Source organism: Pseudoalteromonas aurantia 208, from assembly GCF_014858725.1.
Taxonomy (GTDB): Bacteria; Pseudomonadota; Gammaproteobacteria; order Enterobacterales; family Alteromonadaceae; genus Pseudoalteromonas; species Pseudoalteromonas aurantia.
Genome location: NZ_AQGV01000010.1, coordinates 58,164 through 74,689, shown reverse-complemented (window position 1 = coordinate 74,689; position 16,526 = coordinate 58,164). Strand labels below are relative to the sequence as shown.

The 16,526-nt window shown below is 42.7% G+C and carries 11 protein-coding genes, 2 tRNA genes and 3 rRNA genes; 14 read left to right on the top strand and 2 right to left on the bottom strand.

Features of this window, described 5'->3' with window-relative positions; all coding sequences use genetic code 11:
• Positions 1-121: 121 nt before the first annotated feature.
• Positions 122-448, bottom strand: coding sequence for a thioredoxin TrxA (trxA, locus tag PAUR_RS01930; RefSeq protein ID WP_192506142.1), 327 nt, complete (start codon positions 446-448; stop codon positions 122-124).
• A 91-nt stretch (positions 449-539) separates the two neighbouring features.
• Here trxA and rhlB point away from each other — a divergent pair, with 91 nt between their 5' ends.
• From rhlB to PAUR_RS01870, 12 genes are all read left to right on the top strand, one after another.
• A complete protein-coding gene (gene rhlB, locus PAUR_RS01925) occupies positions 540-1,820 on the top strand; it encodes an ATP-dependent RNA helicase RhlB (RefSeq protein WP_192506141.1) in 1,281 nt (426 codons plus the stop codon).
• Positions 1,821-1,861: 41 nt separating this feature from the next.
• Positions 1,862-3,361, top strand: a complete 1,500-nt coding sequence (gene gppA / locus PAUR_RS01920; protein ID WP_192506140.1) for a guanosine-5'-triphosphate,3'-diphosphate diphosphatase — start codon at positions 1,862-1,864, stop codon at positions 3,359-3,361.
• A gap of 681 nt (positions 3,362-4,042) precedes the next feature.
• Positions 4,043-5,582 (top strand): 16S ribosomal RNA (locus PAUR_RS01915).
• 77 nt (positions 5,583-5,659) lie between these two features.
• Positions 5,660-5,736: transfer RNA gene (locus tag PAUR_RS01910), tRNA-Ile, on the top strand.
• A 50-nt stretch (positions 5,737-5,786) separates the two neighbouring features.
• Positions 5,787-5,862: transfer RNA gene (locus PAUR_RS01905), tRNA-Ala, on the top strand.
• A 270-nt stretch (positions 5,863-6,132) separates the two neighbouring features.
• Positions 6,133-9,018, top strand: a 23S ribosomal RNA gene (locus PAUR_RS01900).
• Between the two features lie 118 nt (positions 9,019-9,136).
• Positions 9,137-9,251 (top strand): 5S ribosomal RNA (gene rrf / locus PAUR_RS01895).
• The 16S, 23S and 5S rRNA genes sit together here with 2 tRNA genes alongside, the layout of an rRNA operon.
• Before the next feature lie 754 nt (positions 9,252-10,005).
• A complete protein-coding gene (lexA, locus tag PAUR_RS01890) occupies positions 10,006-10,623 on the top strand; it encodes a transcriptional repressor LexA (RefSeq protein WP_192506139.1) in 618 nt (205 codons plus the stop codon).
• A 291-nt stretch (positions 10,624-10,914) separates the two neighbouring features.
• Positions 10,915-12,060 carry a cytochrome c oxidase subunit II gene (gene coxB / locus PAUR_RS01885; protein ID WP_192506138.1) on the top strand — a complete coding sequence of 382 codons (1,146 nt, stop codon included), beginning with the start codon at positions 10,915-10,917 and terminating at the stop codon, positions 12,058-12,060.
• Positions 12,057-13,643: a cytochrome c oxidase subunit I gene (gene ctaD / locus PAUR_RS01880; protein WP_192506137.1), complete on the top strand. Its 1,587-nt coding sequence runs from the start codon at positions 12,057-12,059 to the stop codon at positions 13,641-13,643. Before coxB ends, ctaD begins: the two co-directional genes overlap by 4 nt.
• Positions 13,643-14,200 carry a cytochrome c oxidase assembly protein gene (locus PAUR_RS01875; protein ID WP_192506136.1) on the top strand — a complete coding sequence of 186 codons (558 nt, stop codon included), beginning with the start codon at positions 13,643-13,645 and terminating at the stop codon, positions 14,198-14,200. The genes ctaD and PAUR_RS01875 overlap by 1 nt, the downstream gene beginning before the upstream one ends.
• A gap of 9 nt (positions 14,201-14,209) precedes the next feature.
• Complete coding sequence (locus PAUR_RS01870; RefSeq protein ID WP_192506135.1) at positions 14,210-15,085, top strand: cytochrome c oxidase subunit 3; 876 nt, start codon at positions 14,210-14,212, stop codon at positions 15,083-15,085.
• On the opposite strand, the gene PAUR_RS01865 is transcribed toward PAUR_RS01870, so the two are convergent.
• Positions 14,991-15,293 carry a DUF2909 domain-containing protein gene (locus PAUR_RS01865; protein WP_192506134.1) on the bottom strand — a complete coding sequence of 101 codons (303 nt, stop codon included), beginning with the start codon at positions 15,291-15,293 and terminating at the stop codon, positions 14,991-14,993. The genes PAUR_RS01870 and PAUR_RS01865 overlap by 95 nt on opposite strands.
• A 12-nt stretch (positions 15,294-15,305) precedes the next feature.
• Between PAUR_RS01865 and PAUR_RS01860 the strand changes: the two genes are divergently transcribed.
• On the top strand, positions 15,306-16,034 hold the full coding sequence (locus PAUR_RS01860; protein WP_192506133.1) for an SURF1 family protein: 729 nt from the start codon (positions 15,306-15,308) through the stop codon (positions 16,032-16,034).
• Positions 16,031-16,522: a transmembrane cytochrome oxidase associated protein gene (locus tag PAUR_RS01855; RefSeq protein ID WP_192506132.1), complete on the top strand. Its 492-nt coding sequence runs from the start codon at positions 16,031-16,033 to the stop codon at positions 16,520-16,522. The genes PAUR_RS01860 and PAUR_RS01855 overlap by 4 nt, the downstream gene beginning before the upstream one ends.
• The last annotated feature ends 4 nt before the right edge of the window (positions 16,523-16,526 follow it).

Sequence of the window (16,526 nt, the reverse complement as noted above, 5' to 3'; positions counted from 1 at the left end):
CTAGCAGGTAGGGGGCTAGTCGTCCAGTCTTTAAACAAATTTTATGTAAAATAACATAAAAAAATACAATTTTGTTTTAAAACAGCATCAAGATACAACGTATATTGATGCTGTCTGGCACTTAGGTGTTCGTATCTAAAAATTCGATAAGTTGAGTTTTTGATAGTGCGCCTACTTTCGTAGCGGCGACTGCGCCATCTTTAAAAAGTAATAACGTTGGAATACCACGAATACCAAACTTAGGGGGCGTACCTGCATTTTGGTCAATGTTTAGTTTCCCGATAGTTACTTTACCTTCGTACTGCGTTGCAACTTCATCTAGAATTGGCGCAATCATTTTGCAAGGGCCACACCATTCTGCCCAGAAGTCTACTAGTACAGGTTGTTTCGATTTAAGTACATCCGACTCAAAACTTTCATCAGTTAGTTGAATAATTTTGTCGCTCATTACGCTCTCCGTTAGAATTAGGCGAATTATTTACTGCGTATTTAAACACTCTTGTTTCTTATTGCAAGTTTAAACGTTATGCTTAATTGCTATGACTAAGACACATTTGACCAATAATAAATTTTCTGACTTTGCTTTAGCTCCGGAAGTGGTCGCCGGATTAGCTGAGAATGGCTTCGAATACTGTACGCCAATCCAAGCAAAGTGTTTGCCTTTTATCTGCGATGGTCGTGATATTGCAGGCCAAGCTCAAACGGGAACAGGTAAAACTTTGGCTTTTTTAACAGCCACCTGTCATCGTTTGTTGCAAAATAAAGGTGTAACCAGAAAGCACCCAAGAGCGCTGATCATGGCTCCCACACGGGAGTTGGCGATTCAGATCCACAAAGATGCAAAAATCATTGCGCCACACTGTAATCTTAAACTTGGTTTAATATATGGTGGCGAGGATTACGAAAAACAACGGGTCCAACTTGAAAATGGTGTAGATATTTTAATTGGCACTACTGGTCGTTTGATCGATTTCTACAAACAAGGCGCGTATAGCCTCAATGAAATCGAAGTCGTTGTACTTGATGAAGCCGATAGAATGTTTGATTTAGGCTTTATTAAAGATATTCGTTATCTATTTAACCGAATGCCAGATACGGCAGAGAGACTAAATTTACTTTTTTCTGCAACGCTATCATATCGTGTACAAGAACTCGCATTTGAACACATGACAAATCCTGAACATGTGCAAATTGAACCTGATGTTAAAACAGGTAAATTGATTGAAGAAGAGCTGTTCCACCCATCACACGATGATAAAATACCGCTTCTCTTAACTTTGATTGAAGAAGAATGGCCTGACAAAGCGATTGTATTTGCGAATACTAAGCAAAGCTGTGAGAACGTTTATGCTTGGCTAAAAGCAGATAAGCATCGGGTAGGGTTGTTAACAGGTGACGTCAATCAGAAAAAACGACAAGCAATATTGGCACAATTTACTAAAGGTGAAATTGACTTTTTGGTTGCAACCGATGTAGCTGCGAGAGGGTTGCATATTCCTGAAGTAAGTCACGTTTTCAACTTTGATTTGCCTGATGATTGTGAAGATTATGTGCATCGTATAGGACGAACGGGCCGAGCTGGAGCTTCAGGTAATGCAATTAGTTTTGCTTGTGAGCAGTATGCATATAATTTACATGAAATAGAGCAGTATATTGAACATGCTATTCCTCTTTCTCATTATGACAAGTCAGCATTACTTGATGATTTGACAAAGCCACAAGTTCAAAGAAAGCGAAACTATTCGTCGGGCCCACAGCGTAACCGCAGCAACAATGGTCGCCGTCAAAACAGTTACCATAAACCGCGTTCTAATTCGTAACCGCGATTATGGATATATGGTTGTAGCAAGAGGTATTTAAAGTGGGGCAAGATTTTCCACAAAATAATGTGTTTGCTGTTATTGATCTCGGTTCTAACAGCTTTCATATGTTAATTGCTAAGCATATGGCCGGTGGGATTCATACCATTGGCAGAGTAAAACGAAAAGTGCGCTTAGCGGCAGGATTGAATAAAGATAACCTTTTATCCCTTGAGGCAATGCAAAGGGGGTGGGAGTGCTTAGCTTTGTTTGCTGAGCGTTTACAAGATATTCCTGCAAGTAATATTAGTATTGTGGCCACTGCGACACTGCGCTTGGCTTCAAATGCGGATGAGTTTAAATCTGAAGCTGAGCGTATATTAGGCCATCGGATTAATGTTATCAGTGGTGAGCTTGAAGCTAAAAGCATATATAAAGGTGTTGCACATACGTCTGCTTGTCAAGGTCGACAGCTTGTTATCGATATTGGTGGTGCTAGCACTGAAGTGATTATCGGTAAGGGGTTTACTGCTGAGATCTATAAAAGCCTAGATATGGGGTGTGTCACATTTCTTGAGCGCTATTTTTCTGACGGTACATTAAGTCAGAGTAATTTTGACCATGCAATTAGTGCCGCGAATCAAGTTATTTCGCCGATTAAGCAAACGTACATTGATGCTGGCTGGGAGTTGGCGATTGGCGCATCAGGCACAATACAAGCAATTCAAGAGATACTTGCGGCATCTGGGGAAAGTGAATTACTGACGCTTGAGCGTTTAGACTCCATTAAAAAACAAGCAATGGGCTTTGCTAGTATAGACAAGTTGCAATTAGCGGGCTTAGGTGAAGAGCGACGTTTAGTCTTTGTATCGGGCTTGGCAATATTAATTGCTCTATTTCAAAGCTTAGATATAAAATATATGGGTTTGGCTGGGGGTGCACTGCGCGAAGGTGTGCTATATAGCATGATATCTGATTTTCATAATACCGATATTCGTAAGCGTACGTTGGATGGGTTTACTGAGCGTTATCATGTTGATAAACGCCAAGCACAACGTGTTGCTGAGGTAAGTATCGAACTGGCAGGGCAACTTTCTGCTACATGGCAGTTGCCAATGGAACAAATCATACCTATTTTGACCGCTGTGGCGCATCTTCATGAAATTGGTTTGGTGATTGATTATAAGCTATATCATCAGCACAGTGCATATATACTCAATAATACGGGAATGCCTGGCTTTACTAAAGCTGAAAAGCAACTGATAGTCGCCATTACGAATGCTCATCGAGCTGATTTAAATCAAAGGCAATTTAGTGAAGTAGGTAACCAAACATTACTTGTAACGAGATTGATACGTTTGGTAAGGCTTGCTGTGATCTTATCAATGAGGCGTGAAGATGATGTGTTAGCTGATTTCTTCGTATGCGCAGATAAATTTGATGCGGTTAAGCTTGAATTTGCGGGAGATTGGCTGTCGGCACATCCACTTATGGTAAGTGAATTGGAACAAGAAACCATTTACCAGCAAAGAATGTCTTGGAAATTATTTATAGAGCGCTAGAATTAGCGCTCTTTTTGTATGCTAAATAAGCAAAAAAGCCAGGTTAGTATGATTTTCATTCAAGTGGCTTGTTTTTGTCATTTTTATGTCATAAAACATTTTGTACGTAAAACATGCTGGTTTTTTTTTAATGTATTAAAAATGTGCTTTTCGAATGATATTCGCTCGAACTCATTGTTTTTATCACTTTTCTGAAAATAAAGGCTTGCGCTTTTTCTGCATCTCCCTATAATGCGACCCCACTGACACGGAGCGCTACGCTAACTTAGCAAAGCAAAACGCAGTCAGCGTCGAGTAAAACTTAATTTTAAAATTTCTTTATGAAAATATTGAATTTAAGTGTTGACAAAAAAATAGGAAGGCGTAATATGCGCAGCCCTAGCGAGATAAAGCAAAGCGCTTAATCATCGCCCTGTTTTAAACAGGAACTGTTCTTTAAAAATATGAAGCAATCATCTGTGTGGGCACTCGTACAGATTGAGTTCTAACAGCGAAACTTCTTTCTTAGATTGAAGCAAGCAAAAAAATTTAGAGTCTCAATTGATTTTCTCTTCGGAGAAACTGAGTGACCAACGGAAACAAGTTTACTTGTTTCAGCACAGTCAATTCGATTCGAAAGAATCAAAATCAGAATTCAATGAGCACGAAATACTTTCTAGTAAAGGGTTTCAACAAAACTTTTAATTGAAGAGTTTGATCATGGCTCAGATTGAACGCTGGCGGCAGGCCTAACACATGCAAGTCGAGCGGTAACAGAGATAGCTTGCTATCTGCTGACGAGCGGCGGACGGGTGAGTAATGCTTGGGAATATGCCTTTTGGTGGGGGACAACAGTTGGAAACGACTGCTAATACCGCATAACGTCTACGGACCAAAGTGGGGGACCTTCGGGCCTCACGCCAAGAGATTAGCCCAAGTGGGATTAGCTAGTTGGTGAGGTAATGGCTCACCAAGGCAACGATCCCTAGCTGGTTTGAGAGGATGATCAGCCACACTGGAACTGAGACACGGTCCAGACTCCTACGGGAGGCAGCAGTGGGGAATATTGCACAATGGGCGCAAGCCTGATGCAGCCATGCCGCGTGTGTGAAGAAGGCCTTCGGGTTGTAAAGCACTTTCAGTCAGGAGGAAAGGTTAGTAGTTAATAGCTATTAGCTGTGACGTTACTGACAGAAGAAGCACCGGCTAACTCCGTGCCAGCAGCCGCGGTAATACGGAGGGTGCGAGCGTTAATCGGAATTACTGGGCGTAAAGCGTACGCAGGCGGTTTGTTAAGCGAGATGTGAAAGCCCCGGGCTCAACCTGGGAACTGCATTTCGAACTGGCAGACTAGAGTGTGATAGAGGGTGGTAGAATTTCAGGTGTAGCGGTGAAATGCGTAGAGATCTGAAGGAATACCGATGGCGAAGGCAGCCACCTGGGTCAACACTGACGCTCATGTACGAAAGCGTGGGGAGCAAACGGGATTAGATACCCCGGTAGTCCACGCCGTAAACGATGTCTACTAGAAGCTGGGGTCTTCGGACAACTTTTTCAAAGCTAACGCATTAAGTAGACCGCCTGGGGAGTACGGCCGCAAGGTTAAAACTCAAATGAATTGACGGGGGCCCGCACAAGCGGTGGAGCATGTGGTTTAATTCGATGCAACGCGAAGAACCTTACCTACACTTGACATACAGAGAACTTACCAGAGATGGTTTGGTGCCTTCGGGAACTCTGATACAGGTGCTGCATGGCTGTCGTCAGCTCGTGTTGTGAGATGTTGGGTTAAGTCCCGCAACGAGCGCAACCCCTATCCTTAGTTGCCAGCACATAATGGTGGGAACTCTAAGGAGACTGCCGGTGATAAACCGGAGGAAGGTGGGGACGACGTCAAGTCATCATGGCCCTTACGTGTAGGGCTACACACGTGCTACAATGGCGCATACAGAGTGCTGCGAGCCTGCGAAGGTTAGCGAATCACTTAAAGTGCGTCGTAGTCCGGATTGGAGTCTGCAACTCGACTCCATGAAGTCGGAATCGCTAGTAATCGCGGATCAGAATGCCGCGGTGAATACGTTCCCGGGCCTTGTACACACCGCCCGTCACACCATGGGAGTGGGTTGCTCCAGAAGTAGGTAGCTTAACCTTAGGGAGGGCGCTTACCACGGAGTGATTCATGACTGGGGTGAAGTCGTAACAAGGTAGCCCTAGGGGAACCTGGGGCTGGATCACCTCCTTATACGATTTAGAACTTGTTTGTTCGTAGTGTCCACACAGATGATTGCTGAATAGAATTAGAGAACACAAACATTGTTTGGGTCTGTAGCTCAGCTGGTTAGAGCGCACGCCTGATAAGCGTGAGGTCGGTAGTTCAAGTCTACTCAGACCCACCACTTTGCTAACCTTTTAGCTTTGGTATCAAACAATGTCATTCCAGTATTGTGGGGCTATAGCTCAGCTGGGAGAGCGCCTGCCTTGCACGCAGGAGGTCAGCAGTTCGATCCTGCTTAGCTCCACCACCTTACTTTTGAAAGAAAAGCATACTTCAGGTATATCCTGAGTATGAAGTGTGTTTCTCTTTGAGAAGTTAAATTCTCTTGCTCTTTAAAAATTTGGAAAAGCTGATAAATAAATTCTTATAGATATTCGTATCTATAAAGAGTTTTCAAAAGTAAAACAATGCCAATTAATCAATGATTAATTAGCATCTACTTTAGTATTCAATATTAACTTCTGGCGAAGTTTAAACTGTCTTTGACAGTACAACTTAAAACTATTTTGGGTTGTATGGTTAAGTGACTAAGCGTATACGGTGGATGCCTTGGCAGTTGGAGGCGATGAAGGACGTACTAACTTGCGATAAGCCTAGTTGAGCCAGTAAGAGGCGCTTGAGACTAGGATTTCCGAATGGGGAAACCCACCTGCTTGCAGGTATCATATGGTGAATACATAGCCATATGAGGCGAACGCGGAGAACTGAAACATCTAAGTACCCGTAGGAAAAGAAATCAACCGAGATTCCGAAAGTAGCGGCGAGCGAAATCGGAACAGCCCTTAAGCTGTTTTGTAATTAGTGGAAGGCTCTGGAAAGTGCCACGATACAGGGTGATAGTCCCGTACACAAAAATTTATAAGCAGTGAAATCGAGTAGGTCGGAGCACGTGAAACTTTGACTGAATATAGGTGGACCATCATCTAAGGCTAAATACTCCCAACTGACCGATAGTGAACCAGTACCGTGAGGGAAAGGCGAAAAGAACCCCTGTGAGGGGAGTGAAATAGAACCTGAAACCGTATACGTACAAGCAGTAGGAGCCTACTTGTTAGGTGACTGCGTACCTTTTGTATAATGGGTCAGCGACTTATATTCTGTAGCGAGGTTAACCGATTAGGGTAGCCGTAGCGAAAGCGAGTCTTAACTGGGCGCTTAGTTGCAGGGTATAGACCCGAAACCCGGTGATCTAGCCATGGGCAGGTTGAAGGTTGAGTAACATCAACTGGAGGACCGAACCCACTAACGTTGAAAAGTTAGGGGATGACCTGTGGCTAGGAGTGAAAGGCTAATCAAACCGGGAGATAGCTGGTTCTCCCCGAAATCTATTTAGGTAGAGCCTCGGACGAATACTTACGGGGGTAGAGCACTGTTAAGGCTAGGGGGTCATCCCGACTTACCAACCCTTTGCAAACTCCGAATACCGTAAAGTACTATCCGGGAGACACACGGTGGGTGCTAACGTCCATCGTGAAGAGGGAAACAACCCAGACCGCCAGCTAAGGTCCCAAAGTATATGTTAAGTGGGAAACGATGTGGGAAGGCTAAAACAGCTAGGAGGTTGGCTTAGAAGCAGCCACCCTTTAAAGAAAGCGTAATAGCTCACTAGTCGAGTCGGCCTGCGCGGAAGATGTAACGGGGCTAAACATATCACCGAAGCTGCGGATTTGTCTTAGGACAAGTGGTAGGGGAGCGTTCTGTAAGCGGTTGAAGGTGTACCGGGAGGTATGCTGGACGTATCAGAAGTGCGAATGCTGACATGAGTAACGATAATGCGGGTGAAAAACCCGCACGCCGGAAGACCAAGGGTTCCTATCCCATGTTAATCAGGGTAGGGTAAGTCGACCCCTAAGGCGAGGCTGAAGAGCGTAGTCGATGGGAAACAGATTAATATTTCTGTACTTGGAATAATTGCGATGGGGGGACGGAGCAGGCTAAGCAAGCATGGCGTTGGTTGTCCATGTGAAAGTGAGTAGGCTAATGACTTAGGTAAATCCGGGTCGTTGTTAGGCTGAGACACGAGACGAGCTACCACGGTAGTGAAGTTGCTGATGCCCTACTTCCAGGAAAAGCCTCTAAGCTTCAGATTATTTCGAATCGTACCCCAAACCGACACAGGTGGTCAGGTAGAGAATACTAAGGCGCTTGAGAGAACTCGGGTGAAGGAACTAGGCAAAATTGTACCGTAACTTCGGGAGAAGGTACGCTCTTGATTGTGATGGGATTTACTCCTTAAGCGATTGAGAGCCGCAGTGACCAGGTGGCTGGGACTGTTTATTAAAAACACAGCACTGTGCAAAATCGTAAGATGACGTATACGGTGTGACACCTGCCCGGTGCCGGAAGGTTAATTGATGGGGTTAGACTTAGGTCGAAGCTCTTGATCGAAGCCCCGGTAAACGGCGGCCGTAACTATAACGGTCCTAAGGTAGCGAAATTCCTTGTCGGGTAAGTTCCGACCTGCACGAATGGTGTAACCATGGCCACGCTGTCTCCACCCGAGACTCAGTGAAATTGAAATCGCAGTGAAGATGCTGTGTACCCGCGGCTAGACGGAAAGACCCCGTGAACCTTTACTACAGCTTGGCACTGAACATTGAACCTACATGTGTAGGATAGGTGGGAGACTTAGAAGCACAGTCGCTAGATTGTGTGGAGTCAACCTTGAAATACCACCCTTGTAGTTTTGATGTTCTAACGTAGGTCCCTAATCGGGATTGCGGACAGTGCCTGGTGGGTAGTTTGACTGGGGCGGTCTCCTCCCAAAGAGTAACGGAGGAGCACGAAGGTTGGCTAAGTACGGTCGGACATCGTACGGTTAGTGTAATGGTAGAAGCCAGCTTAACTGCGAGACAGACACGTCGAGCAGGTACGAAAGTAGGTCATAGTGATCCGGTGGTTCTGAATGGAAGGGCCATCGCTCAACGGATAAAAGGTACTCCGGGGATAACAGGCTGATACCGCCCAAGAGTTCATATCGACGGCGGTGTTTGGCACCTCGATGTCGGCTCATCACATCCTGGGGCTGAAGTCGGTCCCAAGGGTATGGCTGTTCGCCATTTAAAGTGGTACGCGAGCTGGGTTTAGAACGTCGTGAGACAGTTCGGTCCCTATCTGCCGTGGGCGTTTGAGAATTGAGAGGGGTTGCTCCTAGTACGAGAGGACCGGAGTGAACGAACCGCTGGTGTTCGGGTTGTCATGCCAATGGCATTGCCCGGTAGCTACGTTCGGAACTGATAAGCGCTGAAAGCATCTAAGCGCGAAGCAGGCCTCGAGATGAGTTCTCACTAGAGCTATAAGCTCTCTGAAGGGCCGTTGGAGACTACAACGTTGATAGGCTGGGTGTGGAAGCATGGTGACATGTTAAGCTAACCAGTACTAATTACCCGTGAGGCTTAACCATACAACGCCAAAGTGGTTTAAGCGACAGAAGTTAGTGTAACTAAAGTAGCGTTTTACAGAATTTATTAGCATTCCAGATTTTAGTTGGCTTGCGATAGCGAGTTGACACACCAGATTTGCTTGGTGACAATAGCGTTTTGGACCCACCTGACCCCATGCCGAACTCAGAAGTGAAACGAAACAGCGTCGATGATAGTGTGGCAGTTGCCATGTGAAAGTAGAACATTGCCAGGCATTAAATTAGAGAAACCCGTTGCAGAGATGCGACGGGTTTTTTGCGTTTGGGGGTTTGGGATGTTCATTACCTGAATGACAAGCCATACCTTATTATTTTTTGATGTACTATAGGATCTACTTTTCAAAATAAGCATCACTCATATTAAGTATAAATTTTTATGTAAAGGGCTTATGAATACTTCTGAAGCAAGTTCAAAAAAGATGAAGTTGTATTGGTTGAGATGAAAGAGATTGTACTTGTTAAAGCGTGCGGATTTTTGGCTCTTAAATATTTGGAGCTTTAATGAAATTTTATGACTTACCTAAGCTCTGCAGTCCCATCGATAAAGATACGAACTTTTAATTGATCCAAGAACAATAAAAGGATCTTAAGTGTCTCATTAGTCTATCTATTAGCCGCTTCGCTCTTTTGCTAATGTTTTTATAATAGACCTATAAATCAGCATATCACTTTTGTGAATGTACCCTATTAAATAACGTTCATTTTTTTAGTGTTATGTTTAATAAGTTTTTTATCAATTCTAGATGCGGTTACCTTTGAATTTAAAGGTTGTAGCTAATGCGTATAGGAGAGAAAACTTTTAAATTAAGCAGGTGAAATAAACCGCTTTGAGAAATCCTAAATATGTTAGGTTATATCGCTATTTGCTTCCCGATTTTGTATCTTCACCTATTTTTATGACAAATATTTGCGATTTATATCTAACTGTATATACTCACAGTAAATAACACTGTATGGAAAACCAGTTGTATGCGACCTCTGACAAAAAGACAAGAACAAGTATTTGAACTCGTTAAGGTATTTATTAAAGATACAGGAATGCCACCGACGCGTGCAGAAATTGCAGATGCATTAGGCTTTAAAAGTGCAAATGCTGCAGAAGAGCACTTGAAAGCACTAGCAAAAAAAGGGGTTATTGAGATGGTCCCTGGAGCAAGTAGAGGAATTCGATTAGCTGTCGAAGATGAAGCTGAGCAATTAGGTCTCCCTTTGATTGGTCGGGTTGCCGCTGGTGAACCCATTTTAGCGCAGCAACATATTGAAACGCATTGCCAAGTCGATCCGTCTTTATTTAAACCTACGGCTGATTATTTATTACGGGTTAATGGTATGAGTATGAAAGATATCGGTATTATCGATGGGGATTTACTCGCGGTACATCGTACTCAAGTTGCTGAAAATGGCCAAGTAGTTGTTGCTAGAGTGGATGAAGACGTAACTGTAAAGCGCTTAGAAAAAGCAGGTAAACGTGTTTTATTACATGCAGAAAATGACGACTTTTCGGCGATTGAGGTTGACTTAGAGCATGAGTCTTTTGCAATAGAAGGCTTAGCCGTTGGTGTGATAAGAAATGGTAATTGGATGTAATTACATCCAATAGCATTAACTTCATAAAGTAAAATGGTGAGTTTATCTCTAAATTCACCTCGTTCACTTAGATTTTATTTCTATTGAGCCAAATAAATTCAAACACTTCCCCTCTAGTTGTTTTAAAACACCTTAAAACTTGCAAATTGCTTATTTATTGACTAATTAGTTAATAGTCACGCAGTTTAGCATTCGACGAAAGTCGCAGCTCATGACAGTCATCCGATAATAAAAACACCAGCGCATTTTAGTGAAAAGGTCATTTACTAGCGCAAAATAAAGGGGCGTCACATGAAAGCATGCCATGCGTTTGTAAGCTTATTCGTTTTATTACTCTCGTTTAGTGCGACCAGTAATAGTGCTTACAATATGCGACAAGGGGTGACAGACATAAGTCAAAATGTCTATCAACTCCATATGACTATCTTCCTGATATGCTGTGTTATAGGTGTCATCGTTTTTGCGGTGATGTTTTGGGCACTCATACATCATCGAAAATCTAAAGGCGCTATTGCGGCCCAATTTCACGAAAGTACCAAGGTAGAAATCCTTTGGACTGCGATTCCATTCGTTATATTGGTCGTAATGGCTATACCGGCTACTAAAACGTTGATAGCGATGGAAGATGCTAGTAAAGCAGATTTAACCATTAAAGTGACCGGTTCTCAATGGAAGTGGCATTACGAGTATATGGGTCATGATGTAGATTTTTACTCTGTACTTTCCACACCTAGAGAGCAGATGAATGATAAGGAAGAAAAAGGTGAGCATTATTTGTTGGAAGTTGACAAAGCATTGGTTATACCGACCGGAAAAAAAGTACGATTTTTGATGACCTCTGATGATGTAATTCATTCTTGGTGGGTCCCTGACTTTGCAGTGAAAAAAGATGCAAATCCCGGTTTTATTAATGAAGCTTGGACTAATGTAAATGAGGTAGGAATTTATAGAGGACAATGTGCAGAGCTATGTGGAAAAGATCATGGGTTTATGCCAATTGTCGTTGATGCAAGAGCGCCTGATGAATTTGATCTCTGGTTGGCTCAGGCCAAACAACAAAAATCGATAGAAGCGGCAGCAAGTGCTGCATTACTAGACCAAACGTTAAGCAAAGAAGAGTTAATGGCCGTTGGGGAGCAAGTTTACATGGGTTACTGTGCAGCATGCCATCAACCAACAGGAATGGGATTACCTGGTGTGTTTCCTGCTTTAAAGGGGAGCCCTATGGTGACAGGTGATTTGCAACCTCACATTGATATTTTACTTAATGGTAAACCAGGAACGGCCATGCAGGCATTTGGGAAGCAACTGTCTATCAAACAAATAGCTGGTGTTATTACCTATAAGCGTAATAGCTGGGGTAATGATACTGGTGAAGTGGTTCAACCTAGTCAAATACAATTAGAAATAGACGCGACTAAGGAGAAAGAACAATGAGTACATTGGTTGAATCTCAAGAGCAAAACCATGAACACCACCATATGCCGAAAGGATTTAAGCGTTGGCTTTATACAACAAATCATAAAGATATAGGATCTCTGTATTTAATTTTTTCTCTGACTATGTTCATCGTTGGAGGGGCGATGGCAATGGTCATTCGCGCCGAGCTATTTCAGCCTGGACTGCAACTAGTCGATCCGCATTTTTTCAATCAGATGACTACCGTGCATGGTCTAATTATGGTTTTTGGGGCTGTAATGCCAGCGTTTACGGGGTTAGCAAATTGGATGATACCAATGATGATAGGTGCGCCAGATATGGCTTTGCCTAGAATGAATAACTGGAGCTTTTGGATTCTGCCATTCGCGTTTTCGATCCTATTAATGTCGTTGTTTATGGAAGGTGGTGGGCCAGCTTTTGGTTGGACATTCTACGCGCCATTATCGACGACATATAGCAATGATAACACCGCGCTATTTGTATTTGCGGTTCACATAATGGGGATCAGCTCAATTATGGGGGCAATTAATGTGATTGTAACCATAGTCAATTTGAGAGCACCAGGTATGACTTGGATGAAGTTACCGTTATTTGTATGGACGTGGTTAATTACCGCATTTCTTTTGATAGCGGTTATGCCTGTATTAGCTGGTGCTGTCACTATGGTATTAACTGATAAGTATTTTGGCACCAGTTTTTTTGATGCCGCAGGTGGTGGTGATCCGGTAATGTTCCAACATATATTTTGGTTCTTTGGCCATCCTGAGGTATATATCATGATTTTGCCCGCTTTTGGGATCATCTCTACCATTGTACCAACCTTCTCACGGAAAAAATTATTTGGATACGCCTCAATGGTGTATGCAACTTCTTCAATCGCACTGCTTTCTTTTGTTGTTTGGGCGCATCATATGTTTACTACTGGGATGCCACTGGCTGGCGAGCTATTTTTCATGTATGCGACTATGTTGATCTCGGTTCCAACAGGGGTGAAGGTATTCAATTGGGTGGCGACGATGTGGCGAGGGTCAATAACGTTCGAAATCCCAATGCTGTTTTCCATTGCCTTTATAGTGTTATTTACGTTAGGTGGTTTCTCAGGCTTGATGCTAGCAATAACACCTGCTGATTTTCAGTATCATGATACCTATTTTGTCGTTGCGCACTTTCATTATGTATTGGTAACCGGCGCTGTGTTCTCAATTATGGCAGGAGCTTATTATTGGCTGCCGAAATGGACTGGCCACATGTATAACATTGCCCTTGCAAAATGGCATTTTTGGTTGTCATTAGTAAGCGTTAATGTCTTATTCTTTCCTATGCATTTTGTCGGTCTTGCTGGTATGCCTCGGCGTATTCCTGACTACGCCCTCCAGTTTGCGGATTTTAACGCCATAATAAGTATTGGCGGCTTTGCTTTTGGGTTATCGCAGTTATTGTTTGTTTTGGTTGTTTATAAATGTGCTCGTGGTGGAGAGTCTGTCCCAAGCAAAGTTTGGGATGGGGCTGAAGGGCTTGAGTGGGAGGTTGCATCCCCTGCACCATATCATACCTTCAGTACTCCGCCAGAGGTTAAATAATGGAACACAGTGTCTTATTAAAGAAATTATTGTTGAGTGCGGTGGCAATGTTTGCTTTTGCTTTTGCATTAGTGCCTCTTTATGACGTGTTTTGTGATGTGACGGGCCTTAATGGCAAGCCGAATATGGAAGTGGCTACGCAAAGCCAACAAATTGTCAACTCAAGAACGGTTGATGTGAGCTTTACGACCCATGCACAACAAAGTGCGCCATTTGCTGTGAAAGCGCAGCAGTATATGGTTCAAGTTAAGCCTGGGGAGATGACAGAAGTGACATTTTCAGCACAAAACTTAAGTAAAAGTGCACGAGTTATGCAAGCCGTTCCTTCAGTTTCTCCAGGAAGAGCAGCAAAGTATCTACATAAAATGGCATGTTTTTGTTTTGATAAGCAGGCGTTTGCTGCAAGTGAGCAACTTGAGTTCAAGCTATTATTTTATGTAGACACAGAGTTACCCGTTGATGTGAAAGAGTTAACGTTGTCATACACCGTATTTGATATTAGTGACTCAGCACAAGCCAATATTCATACTGTGACTGCAAGTGCAGTCGCAAGTTAGGAGAGATTCGTGGAACAAAAATATGAAAACTATTATGTACCAGAGCAAAGTCAGTGGCCAATAATCGGCGCAGTCGCGATGTTTTTAATTGCCATTGGTGCTGGTTTGACTGTCATGCAAGTTAATTCCGAAAACGCCAGTGGGAGTTATATTTTATATGCTGGGATTGGTGTTTTGATATACATGTTATTTGGATGGTTTAAACATGTAATTGAAGAGTCGCAAAAAGGATTATATTCGGCGCAAATGGATCGTTCGTTTCGTCAGGGTATGAGTTGGTTCATTTTTTCTGAGGTAATGTTTTTTTTAGCATTCTTTGGGGCATTGTTTTATGCCCGAGTGTTATCTGTGCCTTGGTTAGGAGGGGCTAGCAACAATGCGATGACCTACGAGGTGCTTTGGCCAAATTTTGAGGCCGTTTGGCCGCTGTTAACTACGCCAGCAGGTGATACCACAAATGCGATGGGGTGGCAGGGCTTACCGTTAATCAACACAATTATTCTTTTAACTTCTTCTGTCACAATTCATTTTGCACATGTCGCTATAGAACGTGATGAACGAGCAAAACTGAAAGTATTTTTGAGTTTAACTGTGTTACTTGGCGTGGTGTTCTTAGGGTTGCAAGTCGCAGAGTATATGCATGCCTATAATGATCTGAATTTGACATTACAATCAGGGCTTTATGGCAATACATTTTACTTGCTTACAGGGTTTCATGGTATGCATGTGACACTAGGCACTTTGATGTTATTGGTTGTTTTACTACGTATATTCAAGGGGCATTTGGACTCTAAACAACACTTTGCTTTTCAAGCGGCTGCTTGGTATTGGCATTTTGTTGATGTTGTATGGTTGTGTTTGTTTGTATTTGTGTATGTTCTATGAGTAATGGTGTGCTATTAAGCGGAATAAGTCCGAATAGTGCACTACATAAGATAAGTAAAACCACAAACACAGAGTAAATAACCCGGCGCCCGAGGTAAAAAGACATAGGTTTATTTTCTTGAGTGTTAGAGACCATTAAATACAGTGCTCTAAATAGGTTGAATAAGATAAATAATAATAAAAATACGATAACAAGTTTAATCAACATTTAGAGGCCTATATGCAAGAAGTGAGTCGTTACAAGCTTAGTTCAATTTTGGCGACATTGGCAGTAATACTTGTTGTTACTGTGTGTGTATTGCTCGCGCGATGGCAATGGTTAAGGGGGGAGAATAAAGAATCACTACTCAATCAGGAGCTAGCACACTTAGCCGCGCCTAGGCCTGATTTAAGGAAGTTTCTGACCACGTCACCGGATCTGCTACATAGTGCAAAAATAAAAGTTGTTGGGCATTTTGTACAGGGGAATATCTGGTTTTTAGATAACAAAGTTATTGAAGGTCAAACAGGGTATGACGTGGTGACCCTATTTGACGCCAATAACCTCAATGGAATGCTGCTTGTTAATTTAGGGTTTGTGGCAGCGCCTGCATCTAGAACATTACCTTTATTGAATTTGCCGGATGAGCAAATAGAGCTGAACTTACAGATTAAGAGCAAAGATATTCAAGGATTTACGTTAGCATCACGGCCAGCAATGGATATTAATCAGCCTAATTTACTTCAATATATCGATCTATCTTATTTTTTGAATATTACGGGGTTAAGTATATATCCATTTTTGACGTATCAAGTAGGTACTCAAGCAGTCGTTGGGCAACCGCATTATCAAGCTGTAGTTATGTCTCCTCAAAAGCATCAAGCCTATGCGCTGCAATGGTTGTTAATAGGCATATCCGCTGCTGCAATTGGATATTTTATGTTGAAAAAAAAGGAAGAAACTCAATGAAAAATAAACCAATGTGGTTATTTCTATGTTGCTGTAGTGTGCCATTTTTGTTTGCTTATATTGCAGTGTCTTTTAATTGGTTACCTGATCGTGTAACAAATAATGGAAAGTTCGTTGAGGGTGAGATTTCTATTGCAGGTTGGCAACAAGAGCCTGGCGTACTTTGGACCATCGCTTTAAATGCACCGCTTCATTGTACACGAGCATGCACTCATCAGTTAAATGATTTAACTAATACGTATACAGCGTTAGGGAAAAATAAAAAACGGGTCAGTTTGGCTATTTTAGGGAGAGAGACAGGCGATAGTAAGATGCTGGCATATCCTAGTTTGACCGAACTGGAGGCCGGTAAGTTGTATTTGATAGACCATCGAGGGCTTGTCGTGTTGGCATATGATCATAGCTTTGATGCTCAAGAAAATCGTATGAATCATAAAGGAATGTTGAAAGATCTGAAGAAGTTGTTGAATTATGCAAGAAGTAGTTAGGGGG